Annotated in this window: 21 protein-coding genes and 2 riboswitches; of the genes, 15 read left to right on the plus strand and 6 right to left on the minus strand. The window is 49.1% G+C overall.

What is annotated here, in order from left to right; translation table 11 throughout:
- Positions 1-86 precede the first annotated feature (86 nt).
- Positions 87-911 carry a LysR family transcriptional regulator gene (locus tag FFM79_RS09285; protein WP_137643198.1) on the minus strand — a complete coding sequence of 275 codons (825 nt, stop codon included), beginning with the start codon at positions 909-911 and terminating at the stop codon, positions 87-89.
- Between the two features lie 112 nt (positions 912-1,023).
- Between FFM79_RS09285 and FFM79_RS09290 the strand changes: the two genes are divergently transcribed.
- Entirely contained in the window at positions 1,024-2,034 is a 1,011-nt protein-coding gene (locus FFM79_RS09290) for a YeiH family protein (protein WP_137643199.1), read from the plus strand.
- Positions 2,035-2,778: 744 nt separating this feature from the next.
- Positions 2,779-3,276, plus strand: a complete 498-nt coding sequence (locus tag FFM79_RS09295; RefSeq protein ID WP_137643200.1) for a hypothetical protein — start codon at positions 2,779-2,781, stop codon at positions 3,274-3,276.
- Positions 3,277-3,512: 236 nt separating this feature from the next.
- Here the strand turns inward: FFM79_RS09295 and FFM79_RS09300 are convergent, their stop codons facing one another.
- Entirely contained in the window at positions 3,513-4,022 is a 510-nt protein-coding gene (locus FFM79_RS09300; RefSeq protein ID WP_137643201.1) for a DUF4811 domain-containing protein, read from the minus strand.
- A complete protein-coding gene (locus FFM79_RS09305; RefSeq protein WP_137643202.1) occupies positions 4,019-5,503 on the minus strand; it encodes a DHA2 family efflux MFS transporter permease subunit in 1,485 nt (494 codons plus the stop codon). The genes FFM79_RS09300 and FFM79_RS09305 overlap by 4 nt, the downstream gene beginning before the upstream one ends.
- 318 nt (positions 5,504-5,821) lie before the next feature.
- On the opposite strand from FFM79_RS09305, the gene FFM79_RS09310 reads away from it, so the two are divergent.
- The gene (locus FFM79_RS09310; protein ID WP_137643203.1) at positions 5,822-7,030 is read left to right on the plus strand and encodes an MFS transporter; all 1,209 of its coding nucleotides are present in this window, start codon (positions 5,822-5,824) and stop codon (positions 7,028-7,030) included.
- Positions 7,031-7,130: 100 nt separating this feature from the next.
- Here the strand turns inward: FFM79_RS09310 and FFM79_RS09315 are convergent, their stop codons facing one another.
- The gene (locus FFM79_RS09315) at positions 7,131-8,057 is read right to left on the minus strand and encodes an AEC family transporter (protein ID WP_137643204.1); all 927 of its coding nucleotides are present in this window, start codon (positions 8,055-8,057) and stop codon (positions 7,131-7,133) included.
- Between the two features lie 904 nt (positions 8,058-8,961).
- Here FFM79_RS09315 and FFM79_RS09320 point away from each other — a divergent pair.
- Both FFM79_RS09320 and FFM79_RS09325 read left to right on the plus strand, forming a co-directional pair.
- Entirely contained in the window at positions 8,962-9,582 is a 621-nt protein-coding gene (locus FFM79_RS09320; RefSeq protein WP_137643205.1) for a helix-turn-helix domain-containing protein, read from the plus strand.
- 154 nt (positions 9,583-9,736) lie between these two features.
- Positions 9,737-10,411, plus strand: coding sequence for a phosphatase PAP2 family protein (locus tag FFM79_RS09325; RefSeq protein ID WP_137643206.1), 675 nt, complete (start codon positions 9,737-9,739; stop codon positions 10,409-10,411).
- A gap of 464 nt (positions 10,412-10,875) precedes the next feature.
- Here the strand turns inward: FFM79_RS09325 and FFM79_RS09335 are convergent, their stop codons facing one another.
- Positions 10,876-11,550 carry a YczE/YyaS/YitT family protein gene (locus FFM79_RS09335; RefSeq protein ID WP_137643207.1) on the minus strand — a complete coding sequence of 225 codons (675 nt, stop codon included), beginning with the start codon at positions 11,548-11,550 and terminating at the stop codon, positions 10,876-10,878.
- Positions 11,551-11,748: 198 nt separating this feature from the next.
- Here FFM79_RS09335 and FFM79_RS09340 point away from each other — a divergent pair, with 198 nt between their 5' ends.
- The 3 genes from FFM79_RS09340 (at position 11,749) to FFM79_RS09350 (ending at position 13,582) form a co-directional block, all read left to right on the plus strand.
- The gene (locus tag FFM79_RS09340) at positions 11,749-12,921 is read left to right on the plus strand and encodes a cation:proton antiporter (RefSeq protein ID WP_137643208.1); all 1,173 of its coding nucleotides are present in this window, start codon (positions 11,749-11,751) and stop codon (positions 12,919-12,921) included.
- Positions 12,922-13,076: 155 nt separating this feature from the next.
- On the plus strand, positions 13,077-13,304 hold the full coding sequence (gene relB / locus FFM79_RS09345; RefSeq protein WP_137643209.1) for a type II toxin-antitoxin system RelB family antitoxin: 228 nt from the start codon (positions 13,077-13,079) through the stop codon (positions 13,302-13,304).
- Between the two features lie 2 nt (positions 13,305-13,306).
- A complete protein-coding gene (locus FFM79_RS09350; RefSeq protein WP_137643210.1) occupies positions 13,307-13,582 on the plus strand; it encodes a type II toxin-antitoxin system RelE family toxin in 276 nt (91 codons plus the stop codon).
- A 245-nt stretch (positions 13,583-13,827) separates the two neighbouring features.
- On the opposite strand, the gene FFM79_RS09355 is transcribed toward FFM79_RS09350, so the two are convergent.
- Complete coding sequence (locus tag FFM79_RS09355) at positions 13,828-14,367, minus strand: dihydrofolate reductase family protein (RefSeq protein ID WP_137643211.1); 540 nt, start codon at positions 14,365-14,367, stop codon at positions 13,828-13,830.
- Positions 14,368-14,550: 183 nt separating this feature from the next.
- Positions 14,551-14,595, plus strand: a riboswitch (PreQ1 riboswitch).
- Positions 14,596-14,616: 21 nt separating this feature from the next.
- On the opposite strand from FFM79_RS09355, the gene FFM79_RS09360 reads away from it, so the two are divergent.
- From FFM79_RS09360 to ribH, 7 genes are all read left to right on the plus strand, one after another.
- Entirely contained in the window at positions 14,617-15,606 is a 990-nt protein-coding gene (locus FFM79_RS09360) for a nucleoside hydrolase (protein ID WP_137643212.1), read from the plus strand.
- A complete protein-coding gene (locus FFM79_RS09365) occupies positions 15,597-16,148 on the plus strand; it encodes an ECF transporter S component (RefSeq protein WP_137643213.1) in 552 nt (183 codons plus the stop codon). The genes FFM79_RS09360 and FFM79_RS09365 overlap by 10 nt, the downstream gene beginning before the upstream one ends.
- A gap of 128 nt (positions 16,149-16,276) precedes the next feature.
- The gene (locus FFM79_RS09370) at positions 16,277-17,038 is read left to right on the plus strand and encodes a MerR family transcriptional regulator (protein WP_137643214.1); all 762 of its coding nucleotides are present in this window, start codon (positions 16,277-16,279) and stop codon (positions 17,036-17,038) included.
- Between the two features lie 58 nt (positions 17,039-17,096).
- Positions 17,097-17,227: riboswitch (FMN riboswitch) on the plus strand.
- 148 nt (positions 17,228-17,375) lie between these two features.
- On the plus strand, positions 17,376-18,449 hold the full coding sequence (gene ribD, locus FFM79_RS09375; protein ID WP_137643215.1) for a bifunctional diaminohydroxyphosphoribosylaminopyrimidine deaminase/5-amino-6-(5-phosphoribosylamino)uracil reductase RibD: 1,074 nt from the start codon (positions 17,376-17,378) through the stop codon (positions 18,447-18,449).
- On the plus strand, positions 18,450-19,061 hold the full coding sequence (locus FFM79_RS09380; RefSeq protein WP_137643216.1) for a riboflavin synthase: 612 nt from the start codon (positions 18,450-18,452) through the stop codon (positions 19,059-19,061). It begins immediately after the preceding gene.
- Positions 19,051-20,250 carry a GTP cyclohydrolase II gene (ribA, locus tag FFM79_RS09385; RefSeq protein WP_137643217.1) on the plus strand — a complete coding sequence of 400 codons (1,200 nt, stop codon included), beginning with the start codon at positions 19,051-19,053 and terminating at the stop codon, positions 20,248-20,250. The genes FFM79_RS09380 and ribA overlap by 11 nt, the downstream gene beginning before the upstream one ends.
- Positions 20,251-20,264: 14 nt before the next feature.
- Positions 20,265-20,750: a 6,7-dimethyl-8-ribityllumazine synthase gene (gene ribH / locus FFM79_RS09390; protein WP_137643218.1), complete on the plus strand. Its 486-nt coding sequence runs from the start codon at positions 20,265-20,267 to the stop codon at positions 20,748-20,750.
- Positions 20,751-21,350 lie beyond the last annotated feature (600 nt).

Raw genomic sequence — 21,350 nt, forward strand, 5'->3', positions numbered from 1 at the left:
TTCTAAGTTATAGCGACCCATAAAAAGCCCACCGGTTACCGGAGCATTGTTGCTCGGTTGCCGGTGGGTTTGCGTTTGGCGTGATTTCATCCCCAATGTTCTAAGTAGTTGGTCACGGCCTTATAAACGGGCAGCAAATCGGGTTGCTCCTCCGCTCGGGTCAACAGGAAAAAGCGCCGCTGGTACTGGGCACCGATGGCTTGGGTGGGTACGTTAGCCGCCACGACGTGCTTGGAAATCACCGTTTGTCCGAGCCCACGCGCCAGCATGTCCGCAATGAGTTGATTGCTATGAATCACCATTACTTGCTCAGGCTGAATATTTTGGGCCTTCAAGTAGGCGTCGGTGTAGTGACGGACTCCCGAATAGGGTTCGCGCAATAGCCAGAGGGGGCTCATAAAATTACCAGCGTGCACCAACTCGTCCTGGCCAAACGCCCACCGGTTGAGGTGTTCGGTCACGAGTGGCTTTTCAATGATGCCAAAGTCAAGTTTGTGCTGGGACATCGCCGTTAAAATTTCAGCGGAGTTTCCTAGGCTGACGTCGAAATTGAAGCGGTCACTACTCGCTGATAGTTGGTTTAACAAACCAGGCAAAATCAGATTGCTAGTAGTGTGGGACGCACCGATACGGCAGGGGGTCTGCACGATGTGGTGGGTGGAGTGGACCGCCTCCTTCGTACTATCCCAAGTTTCTAACAATTGTTGGGCCTCCCGGTAGAGTAACCGGCCGCTTGCGGTTGGCACAATTTCTTGGCGGCCGTTGCGCCGAAACAGCGTCGTTTGGAGTTCCGTTTCGAGCTGCTTGATTTGAGTGGAGACGGTGGGTTGTGAAATGAAGAGGTGCTCGGCCGCGTGGGAAAAGTTGCGGGTTTCGAACACCGTGCAAAAGGTCTGCAATTGTTTGAACATGGTCGTTCCTCCTATTATATTTATTAATAGTATCTATCATAATAATTTATTTCTCAAATGTAAATCTCTTCCGTATAATGAAAATCATCAGAGAAGACTGGAGAAAAAGAAGATGAAGTTTAAAGGTATTTTACCAGGATTACTGGTTAGTTTTTTAATTGCAATTATTAGTCAATTACTGGCGGGGGTCGTTCCAGCGTTAGGCGCGGCAACCATTGCCATTTTGCTGGGAATCGTTGCCGGCAATACGTTTTTAAAGCAACCGGTACTTGGTCGTGGGACCAAGTATGCGGAAAGCCGATTATTGGAATATTCGGTGATGTTGCTGGGAGCAACAATGACGGTGCAAACGATTGGCCGCATTGGTGGCTTTGGTGTGCTCTTCATTTTAATTCAAATGACAATTACGATTGCCGGAGCCCTGTGGCTAGGTAAAAAGCTCGGCTTTAGCCCGACGATGCGAATGCTGATGGCCGGTGGGAACGCCGTGTGTGGGTCGTCAGCGATTGCCTCGATTGCGCCGGTGATTGATGCGGATGAAGACGAAAAGGGAACCATTATTACGCTGGTCAATTTAATGGGGACGGTCTTAATGTTGACCCTTCCCGTATTGGGGACGGTCGTTTTTGGCACCAACGTCATTTTGAAGGGGGCCCTAATTGGGGGAACCCTACAGTCGGTGGGGCAAGTTGTGGCGGCGGCTAGTATGATTAACCAGCCGACCGTTCAGTTTGCGACCATCTTTAAGATTATGCGGATTATGATGTTGATCGTGGTGGTGCTGGTCTTCGGGCGGATGCACCAGCGCGAGCTAGCTAATGAATTGACTGAAGAAGCTGAGGAGACTGGCAACGGGAATGGTCATTGGTTGCCGTGGTACGTGGCGGGCTTTCTGATCTTATGTGCGTTGAACAGCTTGTTTACTTTACCGGTCATGCTTTCAACGGCTGCGCATACGATTAGTAGCTGGTTTGAAATCATTGCGTTGGCGGCAATTGGGCTCCGGTTGAACTTGGCGAACTTCTTAAAGGCTGGTAAGCGTTTGGCGCTTTTCGGCTTGGGTGTTGGGAGTTTGCAGGTGGTGACGGCACTGGTGTTGATTGCGGTGTTGTTAAGAGTGTGAGGGCCAGCGGGTTGATGCTGAGCACTACCTAGCTAAGGCGTTGTTGCGATTTTTGCAATGACGACTTAGCGTAGTAGGCGCAGGTATCAGCTGGCTCGAGCACGTTTCGGCTATAAGGCAGGCCTGGGTTTGGCGATAGCGACTTAGCGTAGCAAGCGCAGATACCAGTCTGGCCGAACACGTTTCGGCTGTATTGCAGGAAAAGAGCAACCATCAGTCGGAACAAAGATGTTCTACTAATTATCATTCAGACATGCGGTGTGGTTGTGATTTTGAGAAGCTCTACAGTTGTTAGACCGATGAGTCTAATAATTGTAGGGCTTTTGTGGTTGCGTGCCGGTGGTCAGCAAGCTTGGTAAATGGTAAACTGAAGCCAATTAGTGAGAGTGTGAGGGCAGACGGGTTGGTATTGAGCATTGCCTAGCTAAGGCGTTATCGCCTGGGTTTGGCGATGGCGCGTTAGCGTAGCAAGCGCAGATACCAGTCTGACCGAACACGTTTCGGCTACATAGCAGGTGAACGTGACGACTTAGCGTAGTAGGCGCAGGCATCAGCTGGTCCGAACACGTTTCGGCTATAAGGCAGGGCGGCCTGGGTTTGGCGATGGCGCCTTAGCGTAGCAAGCGTAGATGCCAGTCTGGCCGAACACATTTCGGCTATCTCGCAGAAGGGGCGTACGTTTCACCAAAAATATAAATGGCCGAAGCTTTTGATTACAATCTCGGATTCGAAAGGGATGGTGGCATGCCAAAAACGCAACGCCGGCGCGGTCGGCTGATCATCATAAGTATTATTGGGATTTGTGCAGTTATTTTGATTTGGGGGCTCACCCGGCCGAGCTTACGGGACCGGCTAGTGCAGACTGATCCGTGGTACATTTTCAGTGATACGACCGTCACGGTTCGAATGAATCAACACCCAGCGCGAAAAGCGGACCGGCTGTTCAGTGCTGATGGCCAGCAGGCTAAGGACGCGCAGGTGCGGGTGATGTTTCAGGACGACGGTCGGGGGAGTTTGGTTACTAAGAAAACCATGCAACGGTTTAGGTGGCGTTTGAAAAAGAACGTCATTACGTTGCGGTTACCCGCGCGGGGCAATCAGCCGGCGCGCACGGTTCACTGGACACTGGCGAAAACGCGCGGTAAGGTAGCGGGTCAGCGGTTTCAGGGGTACACGTTGCAATCGGATGATTACACGGGCCAGTTCTTCGTTGGCAAGGGGTTCTTGTTACACCGGTCGTAAGTTAAGTTTCCTGATGCTTGTGGCTCTCCGTACCCCAACTAAAAAAATAGGTTCTATGAGATATGGTGCTGATTTACTACGAGGGCTACCAATTTAATTTTCAATCGGTTTGCTGAGACTACCGGAAAGATTATCCGCTAAACTTAATTCAGTAACCGTTCTGCGGAATCTCAACCCCAATTGGTACAGAGCCAAAAAAACAGCGAACTTTAACGAGTTCGCTGTTTTTAGTAGCTTTATTTGGTAGCTTGAATAGTCGTTGTTTGCCAATTGGTGGGTACCGTGAACTGGTAGTGGCGACTAACGACGTTGTTGGCCGTGTCCTTACCGAGGTCGAAGCAAAGTTGCGCAAAGTGGTTGCGGTATTGCCAACGAGTGGTCGTGACCTTGACTTGGGCCTTGGTCCCGCGGTTGAGCTGGGTGGTCGTCGACAAGGCACGGACCGTGTGGCGGGGCTTAGTGGTCCCCTTCACCCGGTACACAATGACGTGCTCATTCCCAGTTCCCAACGGTTGAATGCCGAGGGCGGTTTGCGTCGTTTTTAACGGGGTGAGGGTCTCAGTCCGCGTCGTGGTGACCCGCTGCATCCCCCAGTGGTAGTTGTCGTTCAAAACGAGCGCCACGAGGCTACCCGCGATGACTAGCCCGCTAATGATGACGCTCAGTAGGCGCGCTTGTCCTTGCCGCGCAAAAATCATGACGCCGGAAAAAACGAAGGTGGCAACGATTAAGAGTCCAATCATCATTTGGCGTCACCTCCGATTTGAGCGTCGGTGGAGTGGCGCGGCTTGAGGAAGCAACTAAGACCGAAGCCGAGGAGACAGAAGAGTAGCGAGACGATGAACGCCATGTGGTAACCGGTTAAGGTCGCGTCGACGCTGGCCTGCTGATATTTCAGCGGGGCGCTAGTTAGGAGTCCGTGACTCGGCATGTTCCATTTCGAAACGTTGGAATAAATACTAATCAGAACCGCGGTCCCCATGGAAGCGGCGACCTGCCGTAACGTGTTGTTAGCGGCCGTTCCGTGTGAAATCAGATTAAACGGTAGCGCGTTGATTCCGGTCGTGGTGACTGGCATCGTGACCATCGTTAGCCCGAACATTCGAACCGCGTACACCACGATAATCCAGAGGATTGGGGTGGTGGCGCTGATGGATAGGAAAAAGGCCGTTCCGAGCGTTAACAACAGCATCCCGGTCATGGCGAGACGCCGGGCACCGATATGGTCGAAAATCCGGCCAGTAATCGGGCTCATGATTCCCATCATGATTGCGCCTGGGAGCAAAATTAATCCCGAATCCATCGCGGAACGTCCCAGTACCGTTTGAATGTAAAGTGGTAGGATCATTTCGATTCCCATCATCGACATGTACGCGAGCGCCGTCAGAATTGCGGAGAGCGTGAACGCCGGAATCTTGAAGACCCGGAGTTCCAACAAGGGTTTATCCATGTGAAGTTGTCGGTGGGTAAATAGGGCGATGAACAACGCGCCGACAATCAGCGTGGTAATCACGACCGGATCCCCCCAGCCGGACTCGCCAACGGATGAAAAGCCGTAAAGCATGCTCCCGAACCCAATCGTTGAAATGATGACGGACCACCAGTCAATCGGTTGCTTGGAAGTTGGTAAGACCTTCCGGAGGGTGAACAGCGAGACTAAGATGACGGCCCAGTTGATCGGCATAATAAAGAGAAATAGGGCGCGCCAAGAATAGTTATCGATAATCCAGCCGGAAAGGGTCGGCCCAATTGCGGGCGCCAGCCCAATGACGATTCCGGCCGTCCCCATTGCGGAGCCCCGCTTTTCGGGGGGATAGACCGATGACATAATGGTCTGGAAGACCGGGGCGGAGATGCCAACGCCCATTGCCTGAATCATTCGAGCAATTAGCAACATTTGGAAATTAACGGCGAAGTAGGCCAGGATGGTTCCCAGCCCGAAGATAATCATCGCCGCGAGGTACAGGACCTTGGAGTTGATCCGGGTGAGCATCCAAGCACTCACGGGAATCATGATCCCCATGATCAACATAAATCCAGTGGTTAGCCACTGGACGGCGTTGGCCGAAATGTGAAAATAAGCCATTAAGGTGGGAAACGCCGTGGTTAGTAAAGTTTGCGTAATAAAGGTGCAAAACGTTCCGACGAGCAACGTCAAAACGAGCCAAGTCCGGTGATAGGGTTGGCCGTTTGCATCGAGTGGCAACGCGGATTGATTTGTTGGCATAGTACCGCCCTTTCATAGAATAATTAATTAAACACAATTAATAAGTATACCACGATAAAATTACTTATCCTATTTAAGTGGCCCAATGATAATTAGTGCGTCGTAATAGTTGTGCTAAAATAATAATATTATTGATAAAGACGGGGTCGGCTTCGCCAAAATGGCCGTTGAACCGCCCCCCTGAAACTTAAAAATTTGAAAGTGGGGGTAGCAAGGCGATGCAATCACCAGCAATCCCCGTTAATCGGCAGTTACAACACTGGCTGATTATTCGGGTGGAACAAGCCTTCTAATCGTTAACTTAACTAACGACTTAATATGAGGAAGGAAATTGTTGTGAAAAATGAATCGAAATCATTAAATTCAAGTACCGTTTTATTAATGGCGGTTTCGGCGGCGATTGTCGTTGCCAACATTAACTATATTCAACCAATTGAGGCGGACATTGCCAGTCAATTCCACCTCGCCAACGCCGTCGTTGGCGCTGTCGCGATGATCACCCAATTAGGGTACGCGTTTGGCTTACTTTTAATTGTGCCGATGGGTGACATTATGAACCGCCGGACACTCATTATGCGTCTACTGATTCTGGCGATTATTTCGGCGTTACTCGCGTTTTTGGCCCCCAATATCTGGGTCTATGCGGCGGCCAGTTTATTGATCGGGATTACTTCGGTGGCGCCGCAAGTCATCATTCCCTACGCCGGCTTTTTAGCACCAGACGGGCAACGCGGCCAGGTACTCGGTAACGTCTTAAGTGGGTTACTAGTCGGGGTCCTGCTTTCACGAACGGTCAGTGGGGTATTGGCCAGCGTCTTACCGTGGCAAGCGGTCTACCTGATTGCTGCCATTTTAATTGGCTTGTTGTGGCTCGTTCTGTGGAAAAAGTTACCACAGGACCCGGTCGCAGTGCGCAAGACGACTTACCGGGCGCTAATTAAAACCGTCCCCCAACTCGTAAAGCGGTACCCGGTATTACGGGCTTCCGCGGTTAACGGTTTTGTTATCTTTGGCGCGTCCAATATTTTTTGGGCGACCTTGGTCTTTTACTTAAAACATCAGTACGGCTGGGGGAGTCGGGAAGCCGGCTTGTTGGCACTACTTGGGGTGACCGGGGTGCTAGCGGCCCCGTTAATCGGCCGCCTAGCGGATCGTTTCCGGCCGCGAACCATTATTGGCTGGGGGCTGGTTTTATCGACGGTAGCCTACGGGGTGTTTGCCCTGTTTGGGACCCACTTAGCCGGCTTAATTATTGGAATCGTGATTTTGGACCTTGGGACTCAGTTTGGCCAGGTGGCAAACCAGACCCGGGTTCAGAGCATTGATCCGAAGGCCAGCAGCCGCTTTAATTCGGTCTTCATGTTCGGCTACTTCATGGGTGGTGCGATGGGCTCGTTTTTCGGCAACCTCCTGTGGGGCTTCGCCGGCTGGGCTGGCGTCTGCGGCTTAGGCGTCGTTCTGCTTGTAATCGGGTTCTACGCGCATTTTGTCCACTATCCACGCGTGGTCCGGGTTGCGAATAAATAAAAAGGGTTTGAAACGCAAAATCCGCCCGCCAAGGGGTTACCTTGACGAGCGGATTTTTTTAGATTGATTTGATGCGTGCTCCCCGAAATTGGGTTTGCGGTTAATGGAGACTTACCAGTGCAAAGACCAGTGGGATTGAAACCGCCGCTAAAATCGTTGACAGACTCATTAGCGTGACTGCCGGTCCGGGGTTGCCGTGAACTTTTAACGTGAAAAGAACGACTAGTCCGGCGACTGGACAAGCCCCCATGAGGACCGTGGTAAATAGTGGAATGCCGCTGATTCCGAGTAATTCAAGCACGACAATCATCAGGTAGGGAAACAGTAAGTTGCGCAATAGGAGGACCCAACCTAGACGGCGGTCAAGCGTCGTCCGGTTCAACTTAACGTCCGCCAAACTATTTCCAATGACAATCATTGACAGTGGCGTATTAATCGAGCTGACGTAACTGATGGCGCTGTTAGCCAATTTTGGTAGCTGAAACGACGTTACGAAAAGTAGCAAGCCTAAAATAATTGCAATAATATTGGGATTTAAAATAATTTGTTTCAAATTATCCCGGCGGTTCCCTTGCCGACCGGTAAAGAGGCTGATTCCGTGTGTCCAGCTAAAAATGTTAAAAGCGGCTAGTGACGCAACTGCAAAGAAGACGCCGGTTGAGCCGAACAGGGCGCTGGTCAATGGAATTCCCATGAAACCGGCGTTGGAGTAAACCGACCCGTAACGCATAATTCGACGGAGGTTGGCATCGGCGACCCGTTTGAAGACGAGTTGCGTGATGATGATCATCAGCACGTAGCTAATGACGATTCCGAGGATGACCCGGCCCAGCATTTGTAGACGGTCCGCGGAAAAGCTTTGCTCAAACGCCTTGATAATCAGGCAAGGTGAAACAATGTATAGCAGAATGTTGGTCAAGTCGGTCGACGTTTGACCGTGCATGAAGCCGAGCTTGTTTGTTAGCAGGCCGACGAGCATGAGGATAAACATCAGTACGATTTGGCTGGTTAATTGTGTAAGATCCATTCGCATTACCGTCCATTTTACTTAGAGTTAACTTTTATTATTAAGGCAAGATGAGAGGCGTGTCAACCATCGGCTCAGAGAAACCATGCTTTAAGCGGCACTGATTGTTTAAATAATTGAGATTTAGTTACAAAGAATTCAAGGATAATGAAAGCGCCACCTGGTAGAACCATTTAGTTCAGCCGGGTGGCGCTTTTGGGTGATTGATGCGAAACTAGTTGTTATCGAAGATAGGACCAGTTACTTGATGTACATATGCATTGTGCTAGCTAATTAACCAAAACCTTGAAAACATATAAATAGCCTGACAAAGCTACATTTCAAGCATCAGCAAGCAAAAGAGTGTGTCCTATGTTAGGCCAGTTTTAGGATAACCTTCAGATTCATAATCAGTTATCATCGCGTGGTTTAAAATTTTAGGATCCTTGTATAGAAAATACGTGCCGCTCAAAATTCAAAATCGTCGTAATGCTGGACAGGCCAAGCTGTCTGCCCCCCTTATTGTTAGCGTTACTTTGCTGGCAGGAAGATTTGAAAATGACTGTCTAAACTAGACTTTGTTATTTCCTCAAACGAAATATTTTTTAATTCGGGGCCTTACAAGCAAGATCACAGTTTAACCGTGATTGTCGGCAGGCGACACTGGAATTTCAGTGCATGATTACATATAACATATTATTTGTATTCTATCTATTTCTATTGTTCGTAAATCCGCATATAATGTGACCTAAGTAAGAGTATAGGCGATATGGCAGGTATCAACTGCTGAAACGGCAAGCACAGAAGCTGTGTAAAGAAATCCGGATACTCGACATTTCTATATTTAGTTATGTGCTGATACCAGAGAACACAAAAAGTTATTGGTGAATGTATGAGAGTGAAAAAAGTAAACAGGAGGGCAATCGTGGAGTTTAGCGAAAAGTTGCAACGACTTAGAACTGGGAAAGGTTTAACACAGGAACAACTTGCAAAGCAATTATATGTATCAAGAACAGCAATTTCAAAATGGGAAAGTGGAAAAGGTTACCCCAACATTGACTCACTCAAAAGTATCTCTGCTTTTTTTTCTGTAACCATAGATGAACTGCTATCAAGTGAAGAATTAATTGACCTTGCAGAAACCGAGAACGCCTCAAATATTAAAAGAATTTATAATATTATCAGTGGAATGATGGACGTATTGACGGTGGGACTTATTGTATTACCAATTTACGGAGAACTTCAAGGTAACAATGTCTATCATGTAAATCTTCTATCGATTACTCACTTATCAAGGATAGATATTGGAATATATTGGGTTATTTATTTACTTATAATCGGGCTTGGGATTGCTAAACTTGCTTTTGTTTTATTTGATAAAGAACGTTTGTGTAGCATTACCTCAAAAGCTTCTATCGTAACAAGCGCTATAGCAATCTGTTTATTTTCTGCGGCACGAGAACCATATGCGACTATTTTGCTGTTTTTATTTTTTGTGGTAAAGATATATCTATTGTTAAAACAAATTGGGACCAAACAAAAATAGTCATAAATCCCTTAGGAATAGGCTCTGACACGATAAGTGTCAGAGCTTTTTTCTATTGTGACGATAGTTTTCTTGTACCTCGAACTACGCAAATAGATAATCAAATTAACCCTGCAGGCGATTTATTGCAGCAAGAAGAAAGGAATGTAATACTATGCAAAAGAAATCAAAGAAAACAAAGAAATATGTCATCATAACAGAAATTTTGTTCCTAATTTTTATATTTTTTACTGTTATGGTTAAGACCATTGACGTACAGCCTATCGGACCAGAACAGTCTAAAATCGGACTTGCTACTCTTAATCAGTTTATATTTAATTCTTTTGGAGTGAACCTTCTTTGGTATGACATTACTGATTGGTTAAGTATTGTTGCCATGGTAATTGCTTTAGGATTTGCAATCTTGGGATTGATCCAACTTATCCAACGTAAGAGCATTTGGAAAATTGATCCACGCATTCTATTGCTTGGCGTATTTTATTTTATAGTTGTTGTATTTTATATTTTCTTTGAGTTTGTAATCATCAATTATAGACCGATAATTCTTTCTCAAAGTTTAGAAGCATCTTTTCCGTCTTCTCATACAATGATTGTAATTTGTATTATGGTTACGGCCATGTCGCAGTTTCATTATTATTTACAAGATAAAAAAGTTTGTCTGTTGATAGCAGAAATAGTTTCTGTTTTGATTATTGTAGTAACGGTAGTAGGAAGACTTATATCAGGGGTCCATTGGTTTACCGACATTGTGGCAGGTGCTTTACTTTCATCGGCGTTGGTTGCGCTCTATTATGCTGCCCTGAAATATATAGAAGAAAAGAAAGTGTAAAATAGACAATTCCGCAGTACTATTGATTTAAGATGCATTAATCAGCATTGCGCTGATGTTCTTTTAATTTGGAAATCCATTTATTGTACATGGCAGTTACGCATTGTGCTAGGGGCCGGCTGAAAACGATTTAAGCCAGATACGAATGGCAAGATTATTTATGGCCACCTAGGCATGATGTGCGAGCGTTAAAGTGAGTTAATTAATTGATAAGGAATGTTGCTTGAACACTCTCTTATGTGTTGCATCATGTTAATAGCCGAAACGGGCGCTAAAAGTCAGTTGGCTCCGCTTAACCCCGTCAGTCAAACAATCCAAACCTGGGATTATTCGCCTTGTGCCGTTAATGCTCACCAGCTAATCGACTTTTGACACACGCTCAAATTTCAAGGATATTGGTCCCGACGCGTTAATGAAAAGGACCGTTTAATTTATTACGGTGGGGAATTAGCATTTGGTTGCGTTTAAGCGTGTTTTGTTCGTGAGACGTCTACATGGTGCTTCAAACTTGGGAAAACGTGCTGATCCGACCACACCATGAGTGCGCCTTGTGCGACCAGGGCGAAGACCGTTCCAAACCCGATGGCCTTTAACTGGCCAGTCGCGATGAACGCCAAAATCGTAATCGTGATGGGTGGCAAGTAGCTCGTCCACTGACCCAGAATTGCCGAACCGTGCAGGAAGCGGAACCGCAAAATGTAGGAGAGGTCGTCGTTAGGGTGCTGAATCAAGTTGCAACGCTGATAAATGGAAACGGCGGCCGCCACGCCGAGCAATCCAATAATGTTCAGGATGAGCCGCGGGAGCAACGTTAACTGGGGAATCCCCAGCCAGCTCCAAAAGTAACCGATAAATTCAACGAGGTAACTGAACGGAACGGTATACAGGAGGTTCGAAATAAACCGGCGGCGGTCAAAGTGACCAAGCATTAGTTGGTTGAGCACCGTCACCACGATCCCGTACATGAAAAGCGTCGTTCCCAGTGGCACGTTGATCCAGTTGGAGAGGTTAACGCTCGAGCCGGTCCAAACCGCACTACCTAGATTGGTGGCAATCGTGAGGGCGTTACAAGCTGAATTAAGAAAAATGGAAAAAATTAAGAACCAGAAGCGCTGGCGAAAATCGACGATGGTAAGCAAAGGACAACGACCTTTCTGAAAGTGTTAATACTCTATTATACCTAATTTATGAGTGACCAGCTCGCGGCAGTTTTGAAAAATATGCTATACTTATGCCACAGTATAATTTCGGTTGAAGGGCGCTTCAAGAATTCGGGTCACTTTTGGGTTGGGTGGTCAGGACTTGTGGCGCCCTTTTTTAGGAGGAAATCAAAATAAATGGGTTATATCGGTAGTTTAAGTCTAATTTTAATCGTGACGGCCTTGGCCGGACACCTGAGTGTGCGGATGGGCCTGCCGGCGGTAATTGGACAGTTGTTAAGCGGCATTATCATCGGACCGGCCGTGTTGGGCTGGGTGTCCGCAACTAGTTTTATCAAGGATTTTGCGGAACTCGGCGTGATTATTTTAATGTTTATGGCGGGACTTGAAAGTGATTTACAATTATTAAAAAAATACTGGCGACCAAGCTTATTGGTAGCGGTTCTGGGCGTGATTTTACCGGTCGCTGTAGTGGATTTTTGTAGTCAGTTATTTGGTTTAAACGCAACCGAGAGTTTATTCCTGGGCGTGACCTTTGCGGCAACGTCCGTTTCAATTTCGGTAGCCGTCTTAAAGGAACTCAACGCCTTAGAAGGTAAGGAGGGGACGACAATTCTGGGGGCGGCGGTCGTGGACGACGTGCTAGCCGTTTTAATCCTAAGTTTGATGATCAGCTTATTTGGGAGTGAGGTCAGCAGCGGGAGTAGCCAAACCTCGACTAATTTAGGCATCTCGTTACTTATTCAGTTAGTCTTCTTCTTGGCACTGTACGTCGTGGTGAAGTGGATCGTGCCACGCCTAATGTCGATTGGGAACGCCCTGCTGGTCCCAACTTCCGTCACGTTGATGTCGTTAGTCATTTGTTTTGGCTTATCCTACTTAGCAGACGCGATTGGGCTGAGTGCGGTTATCGGGGCCTTCTTTGCCGGAATCGCCGTTGGTCAGACTGACTACCATACGGTTATCGATAAGCATATTCAACCAATTGGGAACGCGGTCTTTATTCCGGTCTTCTTCGTCAGTATCGGGCTTAACATGTCCTTTGATGGGTTCCTTAGTGACTTTTGGTTCATCGTCGTCATCACGATTGCGGCCATCGCGACCAAGCTCGCTGGCGCTGGCGTTGGTGCCAAGATGGCCGGTTTCAGTTGGCTGAGCGGCTACGAAATTGGCGCCGGGATGGTCTCACGTGGGGAAATGGCCCTGATTATTGCCCAAATTGGGTATCAAGGTAAGTTGTTGTCCGAAGAACGTTACTCTGCCGTGATTACGGCAATTATTTTAACGACGCTGATTGCACCAATCCTGTTACGCCACGCGGTTAAACGCCAAAACGCGTTAACGGAATAGACAATCTTTAAGTGGCTTCATTGCGATTGTGCATCGCGGTGGGGCCGCTTTTTGCGACGGATGGCTGAGATTTAAGTATATTTCGAGGAATACAGAACGCAATTGCGTTCTAAATGTAGTATAATCTAACTAAACAATTTAGGGAGGTTCTAACAATGGCAACAGCTACTAAATCAACGACAATCCGTTTCGATGAAGACGTTCTTAACTTGATTCATAAGCAGGCAGACTTAGATGGACAAACTGTAACTGATTATATGCGTACCGCTGTGTTAGAAAAGTTGGAGGACAGTCTTGATTACAAAGATGCCATCAGGAATATCCGTGAAGCGCATGGGAAAACTGTTTCTCGCGAGGATGTTAAAAAGCAATTAGGGCTCTAAAGATGAAATATACTTGGTCTTTTAATCAAAAAACATTCAAGGATTTTCAAAAGAATCTCGATAAAGCGGTTCAGATTCGGATTTTTAAGTGGCTTGATAAGCACATTGAAGGTGCTGATGATCCACGTATTTGGGGTAAAGCGCTTGAAGGTGAATATGGTACCCTTTGGCGTTATCGAGTGGGTAGTTATCGAATAATTGCTGATATCCAGGATGGTATTTTTACGGTTGAGGTAGTTAAAGTGGGTAAACGAAATGATGTCTACAAGCGAAAATAACTAATCTTTATATAAACGGCTTCATCGCGATTAATTTTTGTGGTGAAGCCGTTTTTTTTTGAAGTTCTATGATATGTGGTATTGACTTGCTAAAGAGGTCAGTTACAAAGCTTCGTATTAAGGCAGACTAGCCAGAAAAGTTGCGCTAGTCATATGAGGTAGTTCATAAAAGCCCCCGCAAGTTAACGGCTAGATCCGGTCAACTTACGGGGGACAAGTTTATCTTTATTTGAGTCGCGTTATTATTAGTCGGCCACTTGCTTTTGATAATGCAGCTCCGCGAGCTGATCGTAGTGCGTCACGTTAACTAGCTGGTAGCGTTGCGACTGCTCACTAGTGGTAAACAGCCGGATACCGGATCCTAAAATGACCGGCGCGATTTGAATGAACAAGTCGTCCACCAGGTTGGCGGTTATTAGGGGCATTAACACCCCGGAACCCCCAACAATCCAAATTGACTGGCCCGCCTCGCGTCGCAAGTGATCGACGAGTTCTGCGACCGGGGTGTTCGTGAATTGGGTAGTTGCGTTGCCAGCGTGCGGCGCCGTGGTCATAACGATGGTGCGCGTTTCCGGCCGGTACGGGTTGATCAACTGGTCGGTCGTTTCCGCCATCGTGTATTCATAAGTGTGGCGGCCCATGATGGCCGTATCGACTTGTTGTAAGAACTGTTCGGTCGGAGCCTCATCGCCACCGGCCGTTTGAAACAGCCAGTCTAGGCGCTGGTCGGTTGTGGCGAGGTAACCGTCGAGTGAAATGGCGCCGTAAAATTGTACTTTCCGCATGTTTGTTCCACCTGTTTTCGATTTAGTAGCGTTATTGTAGCACGTTTGCTGATCGAATTAAGTGGGGAGGGTCTCATCGTAAGGTTAACTTAACAGTAATTAAGTGACCAATTATTATTTTCAAGGCTAAGTATCTCCGGTATAATTGGTTTAGCATTTATATATTCGGTGGGTTTGCTACCCGCCGGTCTGGTTCGGAAACTTCCCAGCATAAAAAACCAAGAACTTCAGTCAATCGGAGGTAAGAGAATGAATGCAACGCGTAACGTCATCATTGATTGTGATCCGGGCATTGATGACAGCTTGGCGCTTTTATTAGCGCTTAAATCACCGGATTTAAACGTGGTTGGAATTACAACCGTTTGTGGGAACGTTCCGCCGGAAATTGGCGCCCAAAACGCACTCAAAGTGCTAGCGTTAGCTGACCGGCTGGATATTCCAGTCTACGTTGGCGCTAACCGGCCACTGCGGGTTCCCTATACGAGTGCGCAGGATACGCACGGTGACGACGGCCTTGGCAATAGTGAGTGGCCGGCCGTGACAAAGGTCGGTCCCGCTAAAGGCGCAGTCAATTTTATCGTTGAGACTTTGACGGCTGAGCCGCAGACTTCGATTTTAGCGCTGGGGCCGTTGACCAACATTGCGGAGGCTCTCAATCGCGATGTCAGCCTGTTTGAACAGGTTGACCAATTTACATTAATGGGTGGCAGTTACAAGTCCCACGGTAACTGTTCACCGGTTGCCGAATATAATTTTTGGTGCGACCCGGACGCGGCGGCCCAAGTCTTTGCAAAGCTGCCGGTCCCAATTCAAATGGTTGGTCTGGACGTGACCCGTGAAATTGTCTTAACACCGAGTTTGTTAGCCTACATGCAGGACGTTAATCCTGAATTAGGAGCCTTTATTAAAAAGATTACGCAGTTTTACTTTGATTTTCATTGGCAACAGGAGCGGGTTATTGGTTGTGTTATCAATGATCCGTTGGCGGTGGCGGTGATGAGTCAACCGGACTTATTAAGTGGCTTTGGTGCCTATACCACGGTCGTGACCGATGGCGTTGCCCGCGGTCAGTCAATCGTCGATGACCATCAATTCTGGCAACGGCCAGCCAATACGCAGGTGATGACGACCGTTGATGTTGCCGGTTTTTGGCAACTATTTTTGAAACGGGTACTTGGCGCGACTGATCCCGACCTGACGCGGGTCCTGCGGCAGTTGAAGGTGTTGCCATGCGACTAATTAAAACGCGCCACCTCACCTTAGTCGCCCTCTGCGTTGCTTTGAACGTCGTGGGGGGAAACCTCGCCTTGATGTTAAAACTACCGATTTATTTGGATTCAATTGGAACGGTTTTGGCCGCCGCCGTTTTAGGCCCGCTGGGTGGACTTGCGGCTGGGGCGTTGACCGGGACGTTGATGAGTTTTACCGATTTGTATTCACTGTTCTTTATGCCGGTGCAACTACTGACCGGGGTGGTCGCCGGCCTGCTGTATCGCCGCGTTAAGCCAGGCAGTTGGCGCTCAAACTGGTGGCTTGCGCTTGGGATTTCTTTACCCGGAACGCTGGTCAGTACGTTAATTACCGTTATTCTATTTCACGGCATTACGTCGTCGGGCTCGAGCATGCTCGTTCAGTTGTTATTAGGTACCGGCATGAGTAAGGTCGCGGCGGTTTTCCTGATACAGGTGATGACCGACTACCTCGACCGGTTAATTACGGTGGCGGTCGTGGCAATGGTTTACCGGGCGTTGCGCAGTAAGTTGGCGCACGTTAATGGTTGAAATTAATTACTAGTTGAAATGATAATTAAAAGAAAGACCGGCCCAAGTGGTCGGTTTTTTGCATTTAAGGCTTGACCCTGACGCGACGTCAGCCCGTATACTGAAGGGGTTGAAAGGAGTGGGACCGAATGGCGTATCAAATTAAACAGTTGGCCGAGTTGGCGGGGGTGAGTGTGCGGACGTTGCGCTACTACGATCAGATTGGTTTGTTGAAACCCGCAGCGCTTGGGGCCAACGGCTATCGCCTTTACGAACGCGAACAGGTTGACCGGTTGCAACAAATTTGTTTGTACCGCACGTTGCGGTTGCCGTTAGCGACGATTCAAAAATTACTCGACCAACCGCAAGCCCAACGGTTGACCACGCTGGAACAACAGTACCAGCAGCTTAGACGGGAACGGGCGCACTTAGATCAGTTACTGACGCTCGTTCAAACGACGATTCAAACCCAACGAGGAGGGGTTCCAATGACCGATGCAAATAAATTTGAGGCGTTCAAAGCGGCGCAGTTAAGTGCCAATGAAAAACGCTATGGTGATGAAATTAAGCAGCGCTATGGCGAAGCGACAGTTGCGCAAGCCAATGCGAAGTACGCGGACCTTGATCAGGCTGACTACCAACGGATGCAGGCGGTTGAAGCGGACTTGATTGCGACGCTAAAAGTGGCCTTGAAAAACGCTACGCTCACATCAGAAAGCGCTACCAAGATCTATGAACTTCACCGGCAGTGGCTCAGCTTTACCTGGCCGCACTACACGGTGGCGATGCACCGCGGGTTAGCCGCCACGTACTTAGCGGATGAGCGCTTTACGGCCTACTATGACCAGCGGGCCGGGATTGGCGCGACCAAGTTACTCGTTGAAAGTATTCAAGCGGCCGCCCACGACTGAAAAAAGATGGTTGACAAATTTCTTTGTGCGTGTTTACACTAATTACGAAAACTAAATACGATTTCTTCGGGGCAGGGTGTAATTCCCGACCGACGGTAACAACGTAAGTTGAAGTCCGTGACCCGCGTGAGCGGTTGACCCAGTGCAAGTCTGGGACCGACAGTAAAGTCTGGATGGGAGAAGAAAATTATTGCTTTGTTTTTGGGCAGTAGTGGCGAAAAAGGTAACCGGCGACGGTTCTTTTTGGCGTACCATACTGACGAAATCGATTTAGCAACTCATCAAACCACCCGGTATCGATCTTGATAACGGGTGGTTTTTTTTGGAGGTGCCGAGAATGGACAACGGTTACATGCAGTTGGCCGTGCAACAGGCGTTACGGGGCGGTCCCGCAACGTATCAAAATCCACAGGTGGGCGCAGTCCTTGTTAAGGATGGACGCGTTATTAGCCAGGGCTACCATGCGCACTTTGGCGGTGATCATGCCGAAGTTGCGTGCCTAAAAGGGGCCACCCCGGAACAGGCGCGGGGCGCCACCCTCTACGTGACGCTCGAACCGTGTTCACATTATGGTAAAACGCCGCCGTGTAGTCATCGTGTGGCGGAAGCTGGGATTAAGAAGGTCGTGATTGGCCAGTTGGATCCGCACCCGGTCGTTGCGGGGCGCGGTCGGGACTATTTGCGTCAGCACGGTGTTGATGTGCAGGTGCTTGAACCCAGCGCAGCCGTGTTAGCGCTCAACCGGCACTATAACTGGTTTTATCAACATGAGCGGCCGTGGATTACGTTAAAAATGGCCCAAACGCTAGACGGTAAGTTAAACGCGGTAACTGGTGAACGGAGTCGGCTGACAAATGCGGCGGCTAACGCTGATAGCCAGCGGTTACGAGCAACCTTTCACGCCATTTTGGTGGGTGAACGGACGCTCACGACCGATGATCCCCAGTTGACGGTGCGGACGCAGGCGCTCGCACACCCACCGGTCAGGCTGGTCGTTCTAAATCGAAGCGACGCTGCGGTGGGGCACCGGCTTGTGACGGACGGATTGGCGCCGACCTGGTTACTTTGTCGGCAGGCCAGTCCGCGGGATACCCAACTTGAGCAGTCAGGAAGCGACGTTCACGTCGTCATTGGGGACTGGACACCGCAAGCAATTAGTACGTTCTGTCACCAACATGGCTGGCAATCATTACTCGTTGAAGGTGGAAGCCAGCTACACGCCCAGTTTGTACAAGCGGGGCTCGTTGAAGAGTGGCTGAGTTACGTCGTACCAACGGTGTTTGGTGGGCAAGCCCTTCCAGCCGCACGGGATACGACTTACGCCGCTACCCCGATGACCTTTACGGCACCGCAAGTGACGAATTTAGCGGGCAACTTACGAATTCAAGCTTATCGACAGGGGGTCGTTTAAATGTTTACGGGAATTGTGACGCACCACGGCGTTGTCCAACAAGTTGACAACCACGCGGGTGAATTGAAGTTGACGCTCAAAGCGGCCGCACTCGTGACGCCCAAGTTAGCAATTGGCGCCAGCATTGCGGTGAACGGCGTTTGTTTAACGATAACGACGAAGACGGCGGATGCCTTTACGGTGGACGTGATGCCGGAGAGCGTTCGCCGCACTAACTTAGGCCGGTTAAAAGTTGGTCAGCAGGTTAATTTGGAACCAGCTTTGACCGCCGAACAGGGGCTTGACGGCCACTTTGTTCAGGGGCACGTCGATTACTGCGGCGAGTTATTGCGCCGGGCCAGTGATGCGAGTGCGCAGCGGTTATGGTTTACCCTGCCCGCGGCTTACCGGCCACTGATCGTTGAGAAGGGATCCGTTGCCATTGACGGCGTTAGCTTAACGGTTGTCGCGGTGACGCCGGGCGCGTTTGAAATTGATTTGATCCCACATACGCAGTTGGCGACCACGTTGGGCCAGCTCCCACTTGGGGCACCGGTCAACGTTGAAACGGATATTTTAGGCAAGTACGTTGCCCAGCAATTACGGTTTGGAGGAACAGAAAATGACGATTGAGGAAAAAGTAGAAAACGCTTTAGACGCCTTAAAAGCGGGCGGTTTGATTATTGTTGCCGATGACGAAAGTCGCGAAGCCGAAGGGGACATGGTCGGTTTAGCACAGTACGCCACCACCGAAACGGTTAACCGCATGATTACGAGTGCCCGCGGTTTGCTCTGCGCGCCGGTTGCGCCCGAAATTGCGACCCGCTTGGAATTGGAACCGATGACGACCAGTCACGATGCGTTTGGGACGGCCTTTACGGTTTCACTGGATCACCACACGACGACCACTGGTATTTCGGCGGCGGACCGGGCAACGACCATTAAGGCGTTGACTGACCCGCAAAGTAAGCCCACTGATTTCTACCATCCCGGTCACGTTTTTCCGTTGATTGCCCGGGCTGGCGGTGTCCTAGAACGGCGCGGTCACACCGAAGCGGCGGTTGACCTGGCACGGTTGGCCGGGGCGACCCCGGTGGCCTACATTTGCGAATCCGTTAAAAAGAACGGATTAATGGCTCGACGGAAGGATTTGAAGGCCCTGGCAGAAGGGCTGCGGATCCCGATGATCACGATTGAAGACATCAGTACTTACCGTTTGCGGCAAACCCAAACCTTAACGGCCCTCCCAACGGTAAAACTCCCAACCGCGAGCGGCGATTTTAAGTTGACCGGCTACCAACTACCGGCTGATTCACAAGTCCAGTTAGCTTTACAGAAGGGTGATCTTCAAACGCAGGAGCCCGTTTTAGTTCGGTTACATTCCGAATGCTTGACCGGCGATGTGTTTGGGTCGCTACGTTGTGACTGTGGTCAACAATTGCACGCCGCAATGGATCAAATCGAAGCGGCTGGTCGCGGGGTCGTACTGTACTTACGGCAAGAAGGTCGCGGTATCGGTTTAGCTGATAAGCTTCGGAGCTACCATTTACAAGAGCAAGGGATCGATACCTACGACGCCAACCTCAAGTTGGGCCACCAACCCGACGAACGCCATTATGACGTGGCCGCCGCCATGCTGAAGCGGTTAGGGATTCAACGGGTGCGGTTAATGACCAATAATCCCGACAAAATTACCCAGCTAAAGGCGGCGGGAATTGACGTCGTTGAACGGGTTCCCTTAGAAATGCCCGCAACGGCCCATGATCGGCAGTACTTAGCCACGAAGCGCGACAAGTTTCATCACCAACTCGCAGTTAAATAATGGAGGACTTAAACATGACAACGATTAATGGACAATTACAAGGAAGTGGCCGCCACATTGCAATCGTGGTTGCCCGCTTCAACACGGCAATTACGAGCAAACTTTTAGCGGGCGCTCAGGACAACCTTGAGCGGCACGGCGTTGCGGCCGAAGATATTGACGTTTTATGGGTTCCGGGTGCGTTTGAAATCCCAACCGTCGCCCAACAGGTCGCGACGAGCGGCCGCTATGACGGGATTATCACGCTGGGGGCGGTCATTCGTGGTGAAACGAGTCACTACGACTACGTCTGCAACGTCGTTAGCAACGGGGTCGCTGCAGTTGGCCGCCAAACCGGTGTTCCTACCATGTTCGGCGTGTTAACAACTGATACGATTGAACAGGCCCTCAACCGCGCCGGCGTGAAGGTCGGTAATAAGGGTGCTGACTGTGCGGAAAGCGTCCTCGACATGATTGACGTGCAACGGCAATTTCGGGAATTGACCGCTACCACAAAGTAGAACCAATGATGAAGGATGATTGATGCCATCAGTCGGGTGTCCCGAATAGTGGTAACTTGCCGCCTTACCGGTTGGTCCTAAAGCGGCTGGAGCGTGGTGGACACGACTTTAAGCCAAGCAACCCACTTGTCTTAAAGCTCGGTCTTTGGGTAAGTCGGGAAACAACCCCGACTAACGCAAACGACACCACTGAGCCACTTGAGGACCGCCCTCACGGCTAAATGAGTGTCAACTAATCAAGGCTTTCTAATGATTGAAGTTGGCAATATCAATCATTGGAAGATTACTAAATTAAATTATCAGGTGTAAACTTGCTAAGCCTTCATCATGGTTAGTAGACATTTGAGCACTTTATTCATATAGACTGTCAGACCCGATGATACGTAATGTTGATCTGCTAAAACAAGTGAGCAAGTTTGCACTTGGTTTTAGTAAGCGTTCCGCAAAACCAGTTTCATCAGCTGCAACTTATTAAAGTCGGCTGTAGAACTTAGTATTAGGGTAAATCTAGCCAGTAGCGGGTGTCACCATGGCTCAACTGCGAAATTATTCTTGGCCGGAAGTGGGGTGCTTCCGGCTTAGAATAAGGCTCGAATTTGA

The sequence above is a fragment of the Lactiplantibacillus modestisalitolerans genome (assembly GCF_005405425.1).
In the GTDB taxonomy this organism is placed as follows: domain Bacteria; phylum Bacillota; class Bacilli; order Lactobacillales; family Lactobacillaceae; genus Lactiplantibacillus; species Lactiplantibacillus modestisalitolerans.